At 54.2% G+C, this 15,831-nt stretch carries 17 protein-coding genes; 7 read left to right on the forward strand and 10 right to left on the reverse strand.

The window, feature by feature from the left end; genetic code table 11:
- Positions 1 to 39: 39 nt before the first annotated feature.
- Positions 40 to 642 carry a LysE family translocator gene (locus WH279_RS00315; RefSeq protein ID WP_339454540.1) on the reverse strand — a complete coding sequence of 201 codons (603 nt, stop codon included), beginning with the start codon at positions 640 to 642 and terminating at the stop codon, positions 40 to 42.
- A gap of 60 nt (positions 643 to 702) precedes the next feature.
- Between WH279_RS00315 and WH279_RS00320 the strand changes: the two genes are divergently transcribed.
- The 3 genes from WH279_RS00320 to WH279_RS00330 all read left to right on the forward strand — a co-directional run bounded on the left by WH279_RS00320 (position 703) and on the right by WH279_RS00330 (position 2,889).
- On the forward strand, positions 703 to 1,719 hold the full coding sequence (locus WH279_RS00320; RefSeq protein WP_339454542.1) for a hydrolase: 1,017 nt from the start codon (positions 703 to 705) through the stop codon (positions 1,717 to 1,719).
- Positions 1,719 to 1,937, forward strand: coding sequence for a YheU family protein (locus WH279_RS00325; RefSeq protein ID WP_133846705.1), 219 nt, complete (start codon positions 1,719 to 1,721; stop codon positions 1,935 to 1,937). The genes WH279_RS00320 and WH279_RS00325 overlap by 1 nt, the downstream gene beginning before the upstream one ends.
- An 82-nt stretch (positions 1,938 to 2,019) precedes the next feature.
- Positions 2,020 to 2,889 carry a phosphoribulokinase gene (locus WH279_RS00330; RefSeq protein ID WP_200642665.1) on the forward strand — a complete coding sequence of 290 codons (870 nt, stop codon included), beginning with the start codon at positions 2,020 to 2,022 and terminating at the stop codon, positions 2,887 to 2,889.
- Between the two features lie 64 nt (positions 2,890 to 2,953).
- Here the strand turns inward: WH279_RS00330 and WH279_RS00335 are convergent, their stop codons facing one another.
- On the reverse strand, positions 2,954 to 3,361 hold the full coding sequence (locus WH279_RS00335) for an OsmC family protein (protein WP_339454552.1): 408 nt from the start codon (positions 3,359 to 3,361) through the stop codon (positions 2,954 to 2,956).
- A gap of 370 nt (positions 3,362 to 3,731) precedes the next feature.
- Between WH279_RS00335 and crp the strand changes: the two genes are divergently transcribed.
- Both crp and WH279_RS00345 read left to right on the forward strand, forming a co-directional pair.
- On the forward strand, positions 3,732 to 4,364 hold the full coding sequence (gene crp / locus WH279_RS00340; RefSeq protein WP_011412109.1) for a cAMP-activated global transcriptional regulator CRP: 633 nt from the start codon (positions 3,732 to 3,734) through the stop codon (positions 4,362 to 4,364).
- Positions 4,365 to 4,421: 57 nt separating this feature from the next.
- A complete protein-coding gene (locus WH279_RS00345; protein WP_339454554.1) occupies positions 4,422 to 6,500 on the forward strand; it encodes a YccS/YhfK family putative transporter in 2,079 nt (692 codons plus the stop codon).
- Positions 6,501 to 6,617: 117 nt separating this feature from the next.
- Here WH279_RS00345 and argD read toward each other — a convergent pair whose 3' ends face one another.
- From argD to ppiA, 3 genes are all read right to left on the reverse strand, one after another.
- The gene (gene argD / locus WH279_RS00350; RefSeq protein ID WP_200642662.1) at positions 6,618 to 7,835 is read right to left on the reverse strand and encodes a bifunctional acetylornithine/succinyldiaminopimelate transaminase; all 1,218 of its coding nucleotides are present in this window, start codon (positions 7,833 to 7,835) and stop codon (positions 6,618 to 6,620) included.
- 86 nt (positions 7,836 to 7,921) lie between these two features.
- On the reverse strand, positions 7,922 to 8,500 hold the full coding sequence (locus tag WH279_RS00355; protein WP_227535592.1) for an aminodeoxychorismate synthase component II: 579 nt from the start codon (positions 8,498 to 8,500) through the stop codon (positions 7,922 to 7,924).
- Between the two features lie 59 nt (positions 8,501 to 8,559).
- Positions 8,560 to 9,132 carry a peptidylprolyl isomerase A gene (ppiA, locus tag WH279_RS00360; protein ID WP_133846675.1) on the reverse strand — a complete coding sequence of 191 codons (573 nt, stop codon included), beginning with the start codon at positions 9,130 to 9,132 and terminating at the stop codon, positions 8,560 to 8,562.
- A gap of 276 nt (positions 9,133 to 9,408) precedes the next feature.
- On the opposite strand from ppiA, the gene tsgA reads away from it, so the two are divergent.
- Positions 9,409 to 10,593 carry an MFS transporter TsgA gene (gene tsgA, locus WH279_RS00365; RefSeq protein ID WP_200642660.1) on the forward strand — a complete coding sequence of 395 codons (1,185 nt, stop codon included), beginning with the start codon at positions 9,409 to 9,411 and terminating at the stop codon, positions 10,591 to 10,593.
- A 48-nt stretch (positions 10,594 to 10,641) separates the two neighbouring features.
- Here tsgA and WH279_RS00370 read toward each other — a convergent pair whose 3' ends face one another.
- Positions 10,642 to 11,919: a cytosine deaminase gene (locus tag WH279_RS00370; protein WP_339454559.1), complete on the reverse strand. Its 1,278-nt coding sequence runs from the start codon at positions 11,917 to 11,919 to the stop codon at positions 10,642 to 10,644.
- 152 nt (positions 11,920 to 12,071) lie between these two features.
- Between WH279_RS00370 and WH279_RS00375 the strand changes: the two genes are divergently transcribed.
- Positions 12,072 to 12,512 (forward strand): hypothetical protein, encoded by a 441-nt coding sequence (locus WH279_RS00375; RefSeq protein ID WP_200642658.1) that lies wholly within the window; start codon positions 12,072 to 12,074, stop codon positions 12,510 to 12,512.
- Positions 12,513 to 12,567: 55 nt separating this feature from the next.
- Here WH279_RS00375 and trpS read toward each other — a convergent pair whose 3' ends face one another.
- From trpS to dam, 4 genes are read right to left on the reverse strand one after another with little or no spacing between them, the layout of a single operon-like run.
- Positions 12,568 to 13,572, reverse strand: a complete 1,005-nt coding sequence (trpS, locus tag WH279_RS00380) for a tryptophan--tRNA ligase (protein WP_200642657.1) — start codon at positions 13,570 to 13,572, stop codon at positions 12,568 to 12,570.
- A 17-nt stretch (positions 13,573 to 13,589) separates the two neighbouring features.
- Positions 13,590 to 14,267, reverse strand: coding sequence for a phosphoglycolate phosphatase (locus WH279_RS00385; protein ID WP_200642656.1), 678 nt, complete (start codon positions 14,265 to 14,267; stop codon positions 13,590 to 13,592).
- Positions 14,251 to 14,937, reverse strand: coding sequence for a ribulose-phosphate 3-epimerase (rpe, locus tag WH279_RS00390; RefSeq protein ID WP_133846669.1), 687 nt, complete (start codon positions 14,935 to 14,937; stop codon positions 14,251 to 14,253). The genes WH279_RS00385 and rpe overlap by 17 nt, the downstream gene beginning before the upstream one ends.
- A gap of 37 nt (positions 14,938 to 14,974) precedes the next feature.
- The gene (gene dam / locus WH279_RS00395; RefSeq protein WP_200642655.1) at positions 14,975 to 15,793 is read right to left on the reverse strand and encodes an adenine-specific DNA-methyltransferase; all 819 of its coding nucleotides are present in this window, start codon (positions 15,791 to 15,793) and stop codon (positions 14,975 to 14,977) included.
- Positions 15,794 to 15,831 lie beyond the last annotated feature (38 nt).

Raw genomic sequence — 15,831 nt, forward strand, 5'->3', positions numbered from 1 at the left:
AGCAAATACCCTAGGGCGAGGCACGCCGCGCCCGCGGTTTTAATGCCAGATCAGCAATACGCACGCCGCTGTTAACAACCCCATAAAGACATTGAAAAGGGTCCAGGCCCGGCGGCTACGCAGAATGCGGCCTATCAGCGTGCCGAAACCTAACCAAATCACCCCGGAAACCAGATTGACCAGCGCCATGCCAATGCTGATGGCGATCACCGAGTTTTTGTAGGCTTCACCAGCCAGACTGAAGCTGGCCACGGCACCCAGCGCCATTAGCCAGGCTTTCGGGTTAATCAGTTGCAACAGACCGCCCTGCCAGAACGGCATCGGCGCTGCCGGTGCGTTACCCGTTTCCAGTTTTTCGTATTCCGCGCTGCCGATTTTCCACGCCAGCCAGAGCAGGTAGGCACTGCCCGCTATTTTCAGGAACAGATGGAGGGAAGGATAAAGCAGAATCAAACCACCCACGCCAAAGGCCACCATCAGCAGCATCACCTGCATCCCGATCATAATGCCGATCAGTAACATCAGAGAGCGCAGAAAACCAAAGTTAGCACCTGAGGCGGTGAGTAACATATTATTAGGGCCTGGCGTAATCGCCGCGACCCACAGAAAGCCCAACATTGATAAAAACAGACTCAGTTCCATAGAACGGGTGCTCCCCACCCCTCTGAAAAATTAACAACCTGACGAAGCTAACAGCGTGCTATGGATCCTACAAGCTCTTACCCGATAAATTTTAGCCCCCTGACGGATAACGCTTTTCGTCCACTAACGGGCACCAGCAATCCGCATCTGCAAACCATTCTGCCGCGCCTGATCCGTCGCCGCATTACCCTGCAACCGCACTGGCAGCGCCTGACGTTGCCGGATAGTGACTTTGTCGATCTGGCATGGAGTGAAGATCCGGCGGCCGCACGCCACAAACCCCGAGTGGTCCTGTTCCACGGGCTGGAGGGCAGTTTTCACAGCCCTTATGCGCACGGCCTGCTTCAGGCGTGGAAAGATCGCGGCTGGCTTGGCGTAGTGATGCATTTTCGCGGTTGCAGTGGTGTGCCGAACAGGCTCAACCGCATCTATCACTCCGGTGAGACGGAAGACGCCAGCTACTTTTTGCAGTGGCTGCGCGATGAATGGGGCCAGGTTCCTACCGCGGCGGTGGGGATTTCGCTGGGCGGAAATATGCTGGCCTGCCTGATGGGCAAGCAGGGTGAGAACTGCCTGCTGGATGCCGGTGTAGTGGTTTCCGCCCCGCTGATGCTGGAACCCTGTAGTCTGCGGCTGGAGCAGGGATTTTCACGCGTCTATCAACGTTACTTGCTGGGATTGCTGAAGCAGAATGCCGAACGCAAACTCCGCGCGTGGCCGGGAACACTCCCCATCGACCTGGCTCAGCTTAAATCGCTGCGCCTGCTACGCGACTTTGACGATGCGATTACCGCACGCGCGCACGGTTTTGCTGATGCCAGCGACTACTATCATCGTTGCAGCGCCATGCCGTTGCTCCCCGGCGTGCGTAAACCGTTACTGGTTATCCACGCGAAAGATGACCCTTTTATGACCCCTGAGGTCATCCCTGATCCGGCATTACTGCCCGCCTGCGTTGAGTATCAGCTGACGCAACACGGCGGGCACGTCGGTTTCGTCGGCGGCACGCTGCGTAAACCTGCGATGTGGCTGGAACAGCGCATCCCTCAGTGGCTTAACACCTGGCTGGAGAAGTGATGATTATCCCCTGGAAAGACCTGGATACCGAGACGCTCGACAATTTGATTGAATCCTTCGTGCTGCGTGAAGGCACCGACTATGGCGAGCAGGAGCGCTCGCTAAAACAGAAAGTCGACGATGTCCGTCGCCAGCTCAACAGCGGCGAGGTGGTGCTGGTGTGGTCGGAATTGCATGAATCCGTCAACATCATGCCGCGCGGCCAGTTTCGTGAATAAGTATACGTGAAGCCATAATGACTTGGACGGGTAAAACGTGTTACCTATGATCCGTCCGACCTATTGAAGGGAGTTGCACGTCATGTCAGCCAAACATCCGGTTATCGCCGTCACCGGTTCCAGCGGGGCGGGAACCACCACCACCAGCCTAGCGTTCAGGAAGATTTTTCAGCAGCTTAATCTGCGGGCAGCCGAGGTCGAAGGGGACAGTTTCCACCGTTTTACCCGCCCGGAAATGGATATGGCGATCCGCAAAGCGCGCGATATGGGAAAGCACGTCAGCTATTTTGGCCCTGAAGCCAATGATTTCGGCCTGCTGGAACAGACGTTCAGCGAGTATGGCCGAAACGGCACCGGACAATCACGCAAGTATCTGCACACCTATGATGAAGCGGTACCGTGGAATCAGGTACCGGGCACTTTTACGCCCTGGCAGCCATTGCCGGAACCGACTGACGTCCTGTTTTATGAAGGACTGCACGGCGGTGTCATGACGCCACAACACAATGTAGCAGACCAGGTGGACCTGCTGGTGGGCGTGGTGCCGATCGTTAACCTGGAGTGGATTCAGAAACTGGTACGCGATACCGGTGAACGCGGTCACTCACGTGAAGCGGTCATGGACTCGGTGGTGCGTTCCATGGAGGACTACATTAATTTTATTACGCCACAGTTCTCCCGAACCCATATTAACTTCCAGCGCGTACCCACGGTGGATACCTCTAACCCCTTTGCGGCACGCGGCATCCCCTCTCTGGATGAAAGCTTTGTCGTCATCCACTTCCAGGGGCTGGAAGATATCGACTTTCCCTATCTTCTCTCCATGTTGCAGGGTTCGTTTATCTCCCATATCAAAACCCTGGTGGTGCCAGGTGGGAAAATGGGGCTGGCGATGGAGTTGATTATGGGACCACTGGTCAAACGCCTGATCGAAGGCAAAAAAATCGGCTGACCTCTTATCTGACAGGGTGACGGTGCCTGGGATGCCACTTCAAACTGTCACCCGGTCCATCCGATCAGGCGAGGTCGATCACCTCATAACTGTGACTAATTTTCACCGCGCTCCCCAGCATAATCGCCACCGAGCAGTATTTCTCCGCAGAGAGGTCGACCGCACGTGAAACCGCTTTATCACTTAACGCTTTGCCGCTGACAATAAAGTGCAGGTTAATATGGGTGAAAATACGTGGCGCCTCTTCACGACGTTCCGACGTCAATTTGACTTCACAGTCGGCGACATCATGGCGGCCTTTCTGCAGAATCGACACGACATCAATCGCACTACATCCCCCGGCAGCCATCAGCACCATTTCCATCGGGCTGGGTGCTTTATCCCCTGCATTGCCATCCATTAAAATCTGATGGCCGGATGAGGATTCTCCCAAAAACGTCATCCCTTCAACCCACTTAACTCGTGCTTGCATCACAAAATCCTCTCATTGTTTCAGTTAACGCAGAGTACGCTGCACTAACAAAAACGGCAACGCTGCCTTTTTCGAACTATGCTGAAGCGAGACAACAGAAGACAGTCTTGTAAAGCTGTGCTACAAACGAAGCTGCAATATTTTACTGGCATAACCATGCACGGTAAAAAACGGGACGACAGCACGAGCCATGCTCTTAACAGAGGCCCGTATAACTTCCCTATGGGAACGCTTGAATATTTCAACGCCTGGCAGGGATACATCCCCTGATACCCAACAATATTTCGCGCTTCAGGCCTGCGGCAACGCATCTGCAGCATGCCGAATACAGGGTATATTTAGGCACGATTACAACAGAGGATAACAGCGAATGGTTCTCGGCAAACCGCAAACAGACCCTACACTCGAATGGTTCCTGTCACATTGCCATATTCACAAATATCCATCCAAAAGCACTCTGATTCATCAGGGTGAGAAGGCGGAAACCCTCTATTACATCGTTAAAGGATCAGTAGCGGTGTTAATCAAGGATGAAGAAGGCAAAGAGATGATCCTCTCCTACCTCAATCAGGGCGACTTCATTGGCGAACTGGGTCTGTTTGAAGAAGGTCAGGAGCGTAGTGCATGGGTACGTGCGAAAACAGCCTGTGAAGTGGCTGAAATTTCCTACAAAAAATTCCGTCAGTTGATTCAGGTGAATCCTGACATTCTGATGCGCCTGTCTTCACAGATGGCGAGTCGCCTGCAAGTAACATCAGAGAAAGTGGGTAATTTAGCTTTCCTTGATGTGACCGGACGCATTGCCCAAACGTTGCTGAATCTGGCGAAACAACCGGACGCCATGACGCACCCGGATGGGATGCAGATCAAAATCACCCGTCAGGAGATCGGCCAGATCGTCGGCTGCTCACGCGAAACGGTGGGTCGTATTCTGAAAATGCTGGAAGATCAAAACCTGATCTCCGCACATGGTAAAACCATTGTTGTTTACGGAACACGTTAACCGGCTCTGAACCCACGGCGCGACGCCCAGTCGCGCCGTTTTTATTTGGTGTGGCTCATGTGGCGGAGAATTATCTATCACCCCGAAGTTAACTACGCACTCAGGCAAACGCTGGTGCTGTGTTTACCCGTGGCGATTGGCTGGATGCTGGGCAACCTGCAAAATGGCCTGCTGTTCTCATTAGTCCCCGCCTGTTGTAACAATGCCGGCCTTGATACCCCGCACAAACGCTTCTTTAAACGCCTGCTCGTGGGCGGTTGCCTGTTTGCCTTCAGTAGCTTTTTGATTCAGTACGCCGGGGCCGAAGCGGTGCCACTGCCCGTGATCCTGCTGGTCATGGCATTGCTACTTGGCGTCACCGGTGAAATCAGCCCGCTGCATGGCCGCCTGCTTCCGGCATCACTGATTGCCGCCATTTTCACCCTCAGTCTGGCCGGACGTATGCCCATGTGGCAGCCGCCGCTATTGTTCATTCTCGGTACCGTCTGGTACGGCGCGTTTAACTGGTTCTGGTTCTGGCTGTGGAAAGAGCAGCCGATGCGCGAAACCCTCAGTCTGCTCTATCATGAGCTGGCTGATTACTGCGAAGCGAAATACAGCCTGTTAACCCGGCTGACCGATCCGCAAACCGCCCTGCCACCGCTGCTGGTCCGCCAACAGAAAGCCGTCGATCTGATTAACACGTGTTACCAGCAGATGCATATGCTGGCCGCCAATCGCGACCATTATCAGCGACTGACGCGCGCATTTCAGGTTGCCCTTGATCTACAAGAGCATATTGCTGTCAGTCTGCACCAACCGGAGGAAGTACAAAAGCTGGTAGAGCAGAGCCACGCCGAGGCGGTGATCCGCTGGAATGCACAAACTATTGCTACGCGCCTGCGGGTACTGGCTGACGATATTCTCTATCACCGCTTCCCTGAACGTTTCACGATGGAAAAACCGCTTCAGGCACTGGAAAAAATATCCCGACAGCACCCCGATAACCCGGTAGGCAACTTCTGCTACTACCACTTCAGCCGCATCGCCCGCGTGCTACGCACCCAGCACCCGTTGTACCGTCGCGACCTGATGGCGGACCGCCAGCGCCGCCTGCCGCTGTTTCCTGCGTTGAAGAGTTATCTGTCGCTGAAATCCTCGGCCCTGCGTACCGCCGCACGCTATGCAGTCATGCTGACCTTCGCCAGCTCACTGGCCCTGTTCTTCAATCTGCCGAAACCTTACTGGATCCTGATGACGGTGATGTTTGTCAGCCTCAACGGTTACAGCGCCACCCGAGTGCGTATCCAGAACAGGGCGCTGGGAACGCTGGCAGGACTGGCCATAGCTGCTGCCACGCTGGGTTTACATGTCCCGGAATCCTGGGTGCTGCTGGTGATGCTGGTGATTACCCTGGTGAGCTATCTGTTTATCCGCAAGTTTTACGGCTGGGCAACCGTAGGATTCACGGTCACCGCGGTTTATACATTGCAACTGCTGTCACTGAACGGGGCGCAATTCCTGCTACCTCGCTTAATGGACACGCTAATGGGCTGTCTGATTGCCTTTGGCGGCATGATTTGGCTGTGGCCACAGTGGCAGAGTGGGTTAATGCGCCAAAATGCGCACGATGCACTGGAGACCTATCAGGAGGCATTGCAGATGCTGCTGGGGAGTGAGCAGGATGCGGAGAAACTGGCATACCAGCGTATGCGGGTGAATCAGGCGCACAACGCGCTGTTTAACTCACTGCATCAGGCGATGCAGGAACCGGGCTTTAATTCACGCTATCTCGCCGATATGCAGTTGTGGGTCACGCACAGCCAGTTTATTGTTGAGCATATCAACGCCATGACCATTCTGGCGCGAGAACACACCATGCTGACACCCACGCTGGCAGAGCGCTATCTGCAATCCTGCGAAATTGCCCTGCAACGCTGTCAGCAGCGTCTGGAGTATGACGGACCGGATTCAGGCAGCAATGTACTGGATGCCCCCGAGGACTTCCATCAGGGGCCGGTGACCATTATGGAGCGACACGTGAAGCGTATCCTTGGCCACCTCAGCGTAATGCACACCATTTCGTCACTGACCTGGAGCCAGCGCCCACATCATGGCCGCTGGCTGTCACGCCGATTGCGCAAATCGAAAACGTAGCGGTATCGGGACAGGCATGCCTGACCCCTACGAATTAGCGCCATGCCGACGTTGGCCCGGGATATGCCTGACATCGTCGAAACAACGTAGGGGCGGGGCATGCCCCCCCCCCCGCAATCAGCCCAGGACTTTCTCCACTGCCGTGGCAAACCGCGCCATACCTTCGGCAATATCGGTCGGTTCAATGACCAGCGAAGGCGCAAAACGCATTACGTCAGTTCCGGCAACCAACACCATCACACCGGCTTCTGCCGCCGCATTAAGAATATCGCGCGCACGACCGGCGTGCTGTGATTTCAGCTCCGCGCCAATCAGCAGGCCTTTGCCACGGATATCGCTGAACAGGTCGAAACGGGCATCCAGCGCCTGAAGCGCATCAACAAATAGCTGACGGCGCTCTTCCACACCGTCCAGCACCTCTGGCGTATTGATGATATCCAGTGCTGCTTCAGCGACCGCGCAGGCCAGCGGATTACCGCCATAGGTGGTGCCGTGCACGCCAGGCGCCATGACCGATGCAATATCGTTAGTCGTTAACATGGCACTGACCGGGAATCCCCCCCCCAGCGCTTTGGCGGTGGTAAGAATATCCGGCTGCACGCCGTAATGCTCATACGCAAACAGTTTACCGCTGCGGCCCATGCCGCTTTGTACTTCATCCAGAACCAGCAGCGCATTATGTTCATCACAGAGCTGGCGCAGCCCCTGCATAAACTCTGGCGTCGCGGGCATCACGCCCCCTTCTCCCTGAATCGGCTCAACCACAATGGCGCAGGTATGATCGTCAATCACCGCTTTTACTGCGGCCAGGTCGTTAAACGGGACGTGGACGATATCGGCAGGTTTTGGCCCGAAGCCATCGGAATACTTCGGCTGGCCGCCAACGGACACCGTAAACAGCGTGCGACCGTGGAAGGCGTTATGGAAGGCAATGATTTTACTTTTGAACGGACTGTGACGTTTGGTGGCGAAGTAACGCGCCAGCTTAAACGCCGCTTCGTTTGCTTCAGCACCGGAGTTAGCAAAGAACACTCGCTCGGCAAAGGTCGCGTTGATCAGTTTGGTCGCCAGACGCAGGGCAGGTTCGTTAGTAAAGACGTTGCTGGTGTGCCACAGGGTTTCGCCCTGAGTTTTTAATGCCTCTACCAGCGCCGGATGGCAATGCCCAAGCGCGGTGACCGCAATGCCGCCAGAGAAATCAATGTACTCTTTACCCTGCTGATCCCAAACGCGGCTGCCTTTCCCTTTCACCGGCACAAACTGTGCTGGTGCATAAACAGGCAAAATCACCTCATCGAACGTTGCACGTGTTACCGCTAATTTTTCCGCCGCCATTCACTACCTCACCATTTAGTCTTTTCAGGGATGTGAAAATATAGTCATAAAATATGCATAAAAAGTCACTAAAAGGCAAACGTTAATCAGCGTTTGAGGAAATTATCCAGCAGTTGATGCCCCTGCTCGCTGAGGATGCTTTCCGGATGAAACTGCACCCCTTCCAGCGATAACGTGCGGTGGCGGAAGCCCATGATCTCATCAGGCTGACCATTCTCATCCACGGTCCAGGCGGTCACTTCAAACTCAGCAGGCAGACTGCCGCTTTCAACAATCAATGAATGATAGCGGGTCACCGTGAGGGGATGATTCAGCCCTTCAAACACGCCGCCATCACGATGTTCAATCGCTGATGTTTTGCCGTGCATAACCTTGCGTGCGCGCACTACGCGGGCGCCAAAGGCCTGTGCGATCGCCTGGTGTCCCAGACAAACGCCAAGGATAGGCAACTTTCCAGAAAAGTAACGGATAGCCTCAAGAGAGATCCCGGCTTCATTCGGTGTACAGGGGCCCGGAGAGATTACCAGATGTCCCGGCGCCAGCGCGTCAATCTCAGCCAGCGTAATCTCATCATTGCGGTACACGCATACCTCGGCGCCCAGCTCAGAAAAATACTGGTAGAGGTTCCAGGTGAAGGAGTCGTAGTTGTCGATCAGAAGCAGCATGGTGGGCTCGATACAGCAGGGCCGCCACCAGGCGGCCCTGACAGAATGCCATCAGGAAATTATGGCAACACTTTAGCAGACAGGATCACCACCGGGGTCACCGGAACATTCTGGTAAGGACCAAAGGTTTTCGTCTGCACCTGGGCGATCTTATCGGCCACGTCCATTCCCTTCACCACTTTACCGAAGACGGCATAGCCGAAATCACGCTGACCATGATCGAGGAAGGCATTGTCTGCCACGTTGATAAAGAACTGGCTGGTTGCACTGTCCTTCTCAGCCGTACGCGCCATTGAAATGGTGCCACGTTTATTGAGCAGGCCGTTATCTGCCTCATTTTTGATCGGCGGTTTAGGCTGCTTCTGCTGCATGTCAGCGGTGAATCCCCCGCCCTGCAGCATAAAGCCCGGGATCACGCGGTGAAAAATGGTGTTGTTATAAAAACCATTGTTGACGTAATCCACAAAATTAGTCACCGATACCGGTGCTTTCTGGTTGTTCAGTTCCAGTTCAATAGTACCGGCGGAAGTGGTCAGCAGCACATGCGTGTCCCCCTTCGCGGCAATAGCGGAGGCAGAGATCGTCGACAGGGCGAGCACGGTCGCCACTGCGGTCAAAGTACGTTTCAACATGAAAGATTCCTTACTGAGTGCAACAAACCATAAAAACAACGCTGATTGTAAAGAGGCGCTTACCAACGCGCCAGCGTTTTACCTTTATTTACGCTGTAAACATCCTGAAGCAATCGGGCTAAGAGAAGTCCGAATGGTGATAATGATCACGTTATGAATGAAATATGAAGATATTCATTTCATTAAAGATTTAAGCAGATCACGAATATCGTTAAACTTCTCCCGTTTACCACGGGCATTCCGCCCGACGACTTCTCTTTCAAACAGGTTTCCACTATGACAAATCGCGATCGAATTGGGCTTACCTGGATCAGCTTCTTCTCTTATGCGCTGACCGGTGCAGTGGTTATCGTTACCGGTATGGTACTGGAGAATATTGCTGCTTACTTCCAGCTGCCCGTGGCACAGATGAGTAATACCTTTACCTTCCTGAACGCCGGTATCCTGCTGGCGGTATTCCTTAACGCCTGGCTGATGGAAATTGTGCCACTGAAGCGTCAGCTTATCTTCGGCTTTGTGCTGATGGTACTGGCCGTGCTGGGCTTGATGAACAGCCACAGCCTCACCGTCTTCTCGCTGTGCATGTTTGTGCTCGGCGTGGTGAGTGGTATCACTATGTCTATCGGTACGTTCCTGATCACTCATCTGTACGAAGGACGTCAGCGTGGCTCTCGCCTGCTGTTTACTGACTCCTTCTTCAGCATGGCGGGGACCATTTTCCCGATTATTGCTGCCGCTATTCTCGCGCGTTCTCTGCCGTGGTACTGGGTATACGCCTGCATCGGCGTTATCTATGTCGCCATCTTTGTTCTGGCACTGTGCTTTGAATTCCCGGTACTGGGCAAGAAAGCCACCAGCGGCGAGCCTGTAGTGAAAGAGAAGTGGGGCGTGGGCGTGGGCCTGTTGGCTGTCGCAGCGCTGTGCTACATCCTTGGCCAGCTTGGCTTTATTGGCTGGGTGCCGCTATATGCGACCAAAAATATGGGGCAGAGTATCGAACAAGCCGGGGGCCTGGTCGGTAACTTCTGGACCGCGTATATGATCGGTATGTGGGCGTTCAGTGCCATTCTGCGTTTCTTCGATCCGCAGCGCATTCTCACCGTACTGGCCCTGGCAGCCACTGCGCTGATGTACTGGTTTATCAGCGCGACGGATGCCTCCATGCTGAAGTGGATCATGATGAGCCTGGGCTTCTTCTCCAGCGCTATCTACACCACCATCATCACGCTGGGTTCGTTGCAGACTAAGGTCGCTTCGCCGAAACTGGTGAACTTCATCCTGACCTGCGGCACCGTTGGCACCATGTTGACCTTCGTGGTAACGGGCCCGATCGTAGAAAAAGGCGGTGCACACGCGGCCCTGGCGACCGCTAACGGCCTGTACGCGGTGGTCTTTGTCATGTGTCTGCTGCTCGGCTTCGTCAGCAAGCACAAGTTGCATGGACATATGGGTTCCCACTAACCTTAAGATGTCAAAAAGGCCGGTGAATCCGGCCTTTTTTATGCGGCGTCATCGCCTGAAATCCACCTTCTCACTTTCATCCAGATGAATGACGCTGGCCGCAGGCACGGTTTCGGCAATCACTCGCCCGTGACGGATGGAGTAACGCACCGGCACCTGACGGCGCAAGGCATCAAAACCGCTCTCCGCAGGCAGGATCACCAGGTTAGCACTGTTACCACATTGGATACCGTAATCCTTCAGCTGCAGCGTTCTGGCGCTATGAGTGGTAATCAAGTTAATGCCAGCATCCAACTGCTCGTATCCCATCAACTGGCACACGTGCATCCCCATGTGCAAGACCTGCAACATGCTGGCAGTCCCCAGAGGATACCAGGGGTCGAAGACATCATCGTGACCAAAGCAGACATTAATATCCGCCTCCAGCATCTCTTTTACCCGCGTAATACCCCGGCGCTTGGGATAAGTATCGAAGCGACCCTGTAGGTGAATATTCACCAGCGGGTTAGCCACAAAGTTAATCCCGGAGAGCTTCAGCAGGCGGAACAGGCGGGAGGTATAAGCGCCATTATAGGAGTGCATTGCGGTGGTATGACTGGCCGTCACGCGTGATCCCATCTGTTCGCGGTGCGCCAACGCCGCGACGGTTTCAACAAAACGCGACTGCTCATCATCGATCTCATCACAGTGCACATCCACCATGCGCTGATACTTTTGCGCCAGCGCAAAAGCGCGGTGCAATGATTCGACGCCGTATTCTCGGGTGAACTCAAAATGCGGTATTGCCCCCACCACATCGGCCCCCAATTGCAATGCCTGTTCCAGCAGCGCTTCACCATCGGGGTAAGACAAAATGCCCTCCTGCGGGAAGGCCACCAGCTGGATATCCACCCACGGCGCCATCTCCTGCTTCACTTCCAGCATCGCTTTCAGCGCGGTCAGCGTCGGGTCGGAGACATCAATATGCGTACGCACATGTTGAATACCGTTGGCGATTTGCCACTTCAGCGTCTGACGTGCCCGCTGCTTTACATCTTCATGCGTCAGCGTGGCCTTACGCTCTGCCCAGCGCTCAATGCCTTCGAACAGCGTACCAGACTGATTCCAGGCAGGCTCACCTGCTGTCTGCGTGGTGTCCAGATGAATATGCGGTTCAATAAACGGAGGGAAGGCCAGCCCACCTTCGGCGTCCAGCACTTCACCGCTGACACGCGTTTGCGGCTGCGGCGCGATATGCACAATCTTGCCCTGCTGGCTCTCAATCTGCCAAAGCCCTTCACGCTGCGGCAGGCGAACGTGATTGATCCACTGTAATTCTGGACGCATAAACCCCTCCGTCATCAATAAGACACTGTGTTAACCCTATCACGGATTAATACTGCTGCCGGAAATCTCTGAACGAACCGATGAAAATCAGCAGCCTGAATGTGAATTTTCCCTCTATACTCAGCATTCTGATTCACTGCGAGGAAAGGACCATGAAGCACCTGATGATCGCCTTGCTGGTAAGCCAGCCGCTGATGGCGGCCACACCAGACTATGCTGCGCTGGAAGGTGTCTGGCACGTCGATGCCGTGCATGTTGATAGCACAGGGATCCAGGCTGTGGTGGAAAACGATCCGCAGTATATGGGCGCAGTGGTGACGTTTTCGCCAAATAAAATCATGTGGAGTCAAGGCAGCGCACAGCGAACCATCGATCCGGCAACGGATAACTGTCTGAAGAGACCCACGTTGACGTCTGCCGATGAGAACGATCCCGAAGACAGCTATCAGGTCACGGGTGGATACAATGTGATATGTGGCGATGAGCCGTGGGGACCGGGAGCCGTCGTTACCGCACCGGTCAACGACAGGCTAACACTCTACTGGTATGACGGGGCAATTCTGGTACTGAAAAAAGAGCACCGCCAGTCATGATGTTCTTGCTGTCTTAACGGGTGGCAACCCTTAGCAGGTTGCCACCGATAACGATTTACGGCTGAGCAACAAAGCCGATGGCCTCATACACTTTTTTCAGGGTGCCCTGCGCCTGCGCACGCGCTTTTGCTGCACCATCACGCATCACCTGCTCAAGGAAGGCTTCATCATTGCGGTAACGGTGATAACGCTCCTGCAGCTCACCCAGCATGGCTGATACCGCATCCGCAACCGCCCCTTTCAGGTGGCCATACATCTGGCCAGCAAACTCGGCTTCCAGCTCGGCCATCGTCTTACCCGTCACACCCGACAAAATATCCAGCAGGTTCGACACACCAGGTTTCTCTTTCACATCGTAACGCACCACCGGTGGTTCATCGCCGTCGGTCATCGCACGTTTAATTTTCTTCACTACCGACTTCGGATCTTCCAGCAGGCCGATAACGTTATTGCGGTTATCATCAGACTTGGACATTTTCTTGGTCGGCTCCAGCAGCGACATCACGCGCGCCCCGGATTTAGGGATAATTGGCTCTGGCACGGTAAAGATGTCGCCGTACAGCGCGTTAAAGCGCGAAGCCACATCACGACTCAGCTCCAGATGCTGTTTCTGATCGTCACCCACTGGCACCTGAGTGGTTTGATACAACAGGATATCTGCCGCCATCAGCACCGGATAGTCAAACAGACCCGCGTTAATATTTTCTTCGTAACGGGCGGATTTGTCTTTGAACTGAGTCATACGGCTCAGTTCACCGAAATAGGTGTAACAGTTAAGGATCCAGCTAAGCTGCGTATGTTCAGGCACGTGTGACTGAACAAAAATGGTGCTTTTCTGTGGATCGATGCCGCAGGCAAGATAGAGTGCCAGCGTATCCAGCGTAGCCTTACGCAGCGCAACCGGGTCCTGACGAACCGTGATGGCGTGCAGGTCAACGATGCAGTAGATGCAGTGATAGTCATCCTGCATTTGTACCCACTGACGCAGCGCACCCATATAGTTACCGATGGTCAGTTCACCTGAAGGCTGTGCGCCGCTAAATACGATGGGTTTGCTCATGTTTCCGTCCTGAATAATTACAGCCCGAGTGCGGGCAACAAATCGTTAAAGTGATCAAGCGTGACATCGGGCTGGCTGGTGGCAATAGGCTCACCGTAGTTATAACCGTAAGTCAGGCCAATGCAGGGACATCCTGCCGCCTGCGCGGCTTGAATATCATTGCGTGAATCGCCAACAAATACCAACTCTCCCGGTAGCAGGCCAAACTTGCCCAAAACCAGAAACAGCGGCGCCGGATGGGGTTTCTTTGCCACCACATCATCGCCACCAATAATCAGGGAGAAATAGTCGGCAATACCGAGCGATTGCAGCAACGGAGCAACAAACGGTGTGGGCTTATTGGTGACCAGCGCCATCGGCAGGTTGTGCGCAGCCAGCGCGGCCAGCGTCTCTTTGACGCCAGGATACAGCAGGCTGCCACCGTCTACGCTATGTGCATAATGCTTATCCAGCAGCACCCGCGCATCAGAGAGCAGGTCGCTCTGTGGAGCATGGCCCAGCGCCCAGGTCAGGGCGCGTTCGATCAGAATATCCGCCCCGTTGCCAATCCAGGTAGACACCCGTTCAATACCGGCCATGGGCAGGTTCAGCTCATTGAGGGCGCCATCAACGGCACCCGCCAATCCTGGCGCGCTGTCGGTCAGCGTGCCATCAAGATCAAAAGCGAGGGCACGGACGTTAGTGAAATGACCCATGACGAGACTTCTCCAGTTCGGTGCGCATATCATCAATCACTTTTTTGTAATCGGGATGACCAAAAATGGCTGAACCGGCAACAAACATATCGGCACCCGCTGCGGCAATCTCACCAATGTTGTCCGCTTTAACGCCACCATCCACTTCCAGACGAATATCATAGCCGCTCTGGTCGATCAGCTTGCGTACCTGACGCAGTTTATTCAGGGTACCCGGAATAAATGACTGACCACCAAAGCCCGGGTTCACGGACATCAGCAGGATCACATCCAGCTTATCCATCACATAGTCAAGCACGCTGAGAGGGGTTGCCGGGTTCAGCACCAGGCCCGCCTTGCAGCCCTGCTCTTTAATCAATTGCAGTGTGCGATCAACATGCTCGGAGGCTTCTGGATGGAAGGTGATATAGCTGGCACCGGCCTTGGCAAAATCAGGTATCAAACGGTCAACCGGTTTGGCCATCAGATGGACATCGATAGGCGCAGTCACGCCATAATCGCGCAGGGCTTTTAACACCATCGGGCCCATCGTAAGATTGGGAACATAATGGTTATCCATCACATCGAAGTGAACCACATCACCGCCGGCAGCCAGTGCTTTAGCAGTGTCTTCGCCCAGGCGGGCAAAATCTGCGGAAAGAATTGATGGGGCAATTAAAAACTGTTTCATCCGTTTCTCCCTGGTTGTGCCTGAGGTTCAGGCATCATCACCGGCCAGTATACAACGCCAGTAATTCATTGACCTTACTTCGCGTGTTGCCACTTCGGCTGATCGAACGACGCACTTTGATTTCGTGCAAGATAGCGCCCTCGTACCACTGACGTGTTAGCGGCGTATCGTGGTTGGAGATCAGCACGGTAATGCTCTGCTCGTTGGCCAGCATCGTAGCCAGTTCGACCAGATGCTGTTGCTCACGCATACTAAAGCTGTTGGTGTGGTACGCCGTAAAGTTAGCGGTCGTGGAGAGGGGTGCATAGGGTGGATCGCAATAGACCACCGCCCCCTTTTGCGCTTTTTCCAGCGTAACATCGTAAGATTCGCAGACAAACGTCGCCTGCTGGGCCCGTTCGGCAAACCAGTAAATTTCATCTTGCGGAAAGTAGGGTCTGCGATAACGACCAAACGGCACGTTGAACTCACCGCTCAGGTTATAACGGCACAAGCCGTTGTAACAATGGCGGTTGAGGTATAAAAACAACACCGCTCGTCGGTAATCATCGCGGCACAGATTAAACTCTTTGCGATAGGCGTAGTACACCGCCGAATCATTCGTTTCAGGCACGAAGAGCATGCGAACGTCTGCCACGAATTCATCTGTTCGTTCTTTAACGATGTTATAGAGATTAATCAGATCGCTGTTAATGTCTGCGAGAATGTACTTTGAGTACTGGGTGTTAAGGAATACCGAGCCCGCCCCTACGAAGGGTTCGATCAAACAGTCCCCTTCTGGGAGATGGCGTCGGATATCATCGAGCAACGGGTACTTGCCACCTGCCCACTTCAAGAAAGCGCGATTTTTTTTCATGCTGTCGTTAATTACTTTTACTCATCAGGCTGTGGTTA

It is taken from the genome of Erwinia sp. MYb375, from assembly GCF_037479175.1.
Classification (GTDB): Bacteria; Pseudomonadota; Gammaproteobacteria; order Enterobacterales; family Enterobacteriaceae; genus Erwinia; species Erwinia rhapontici.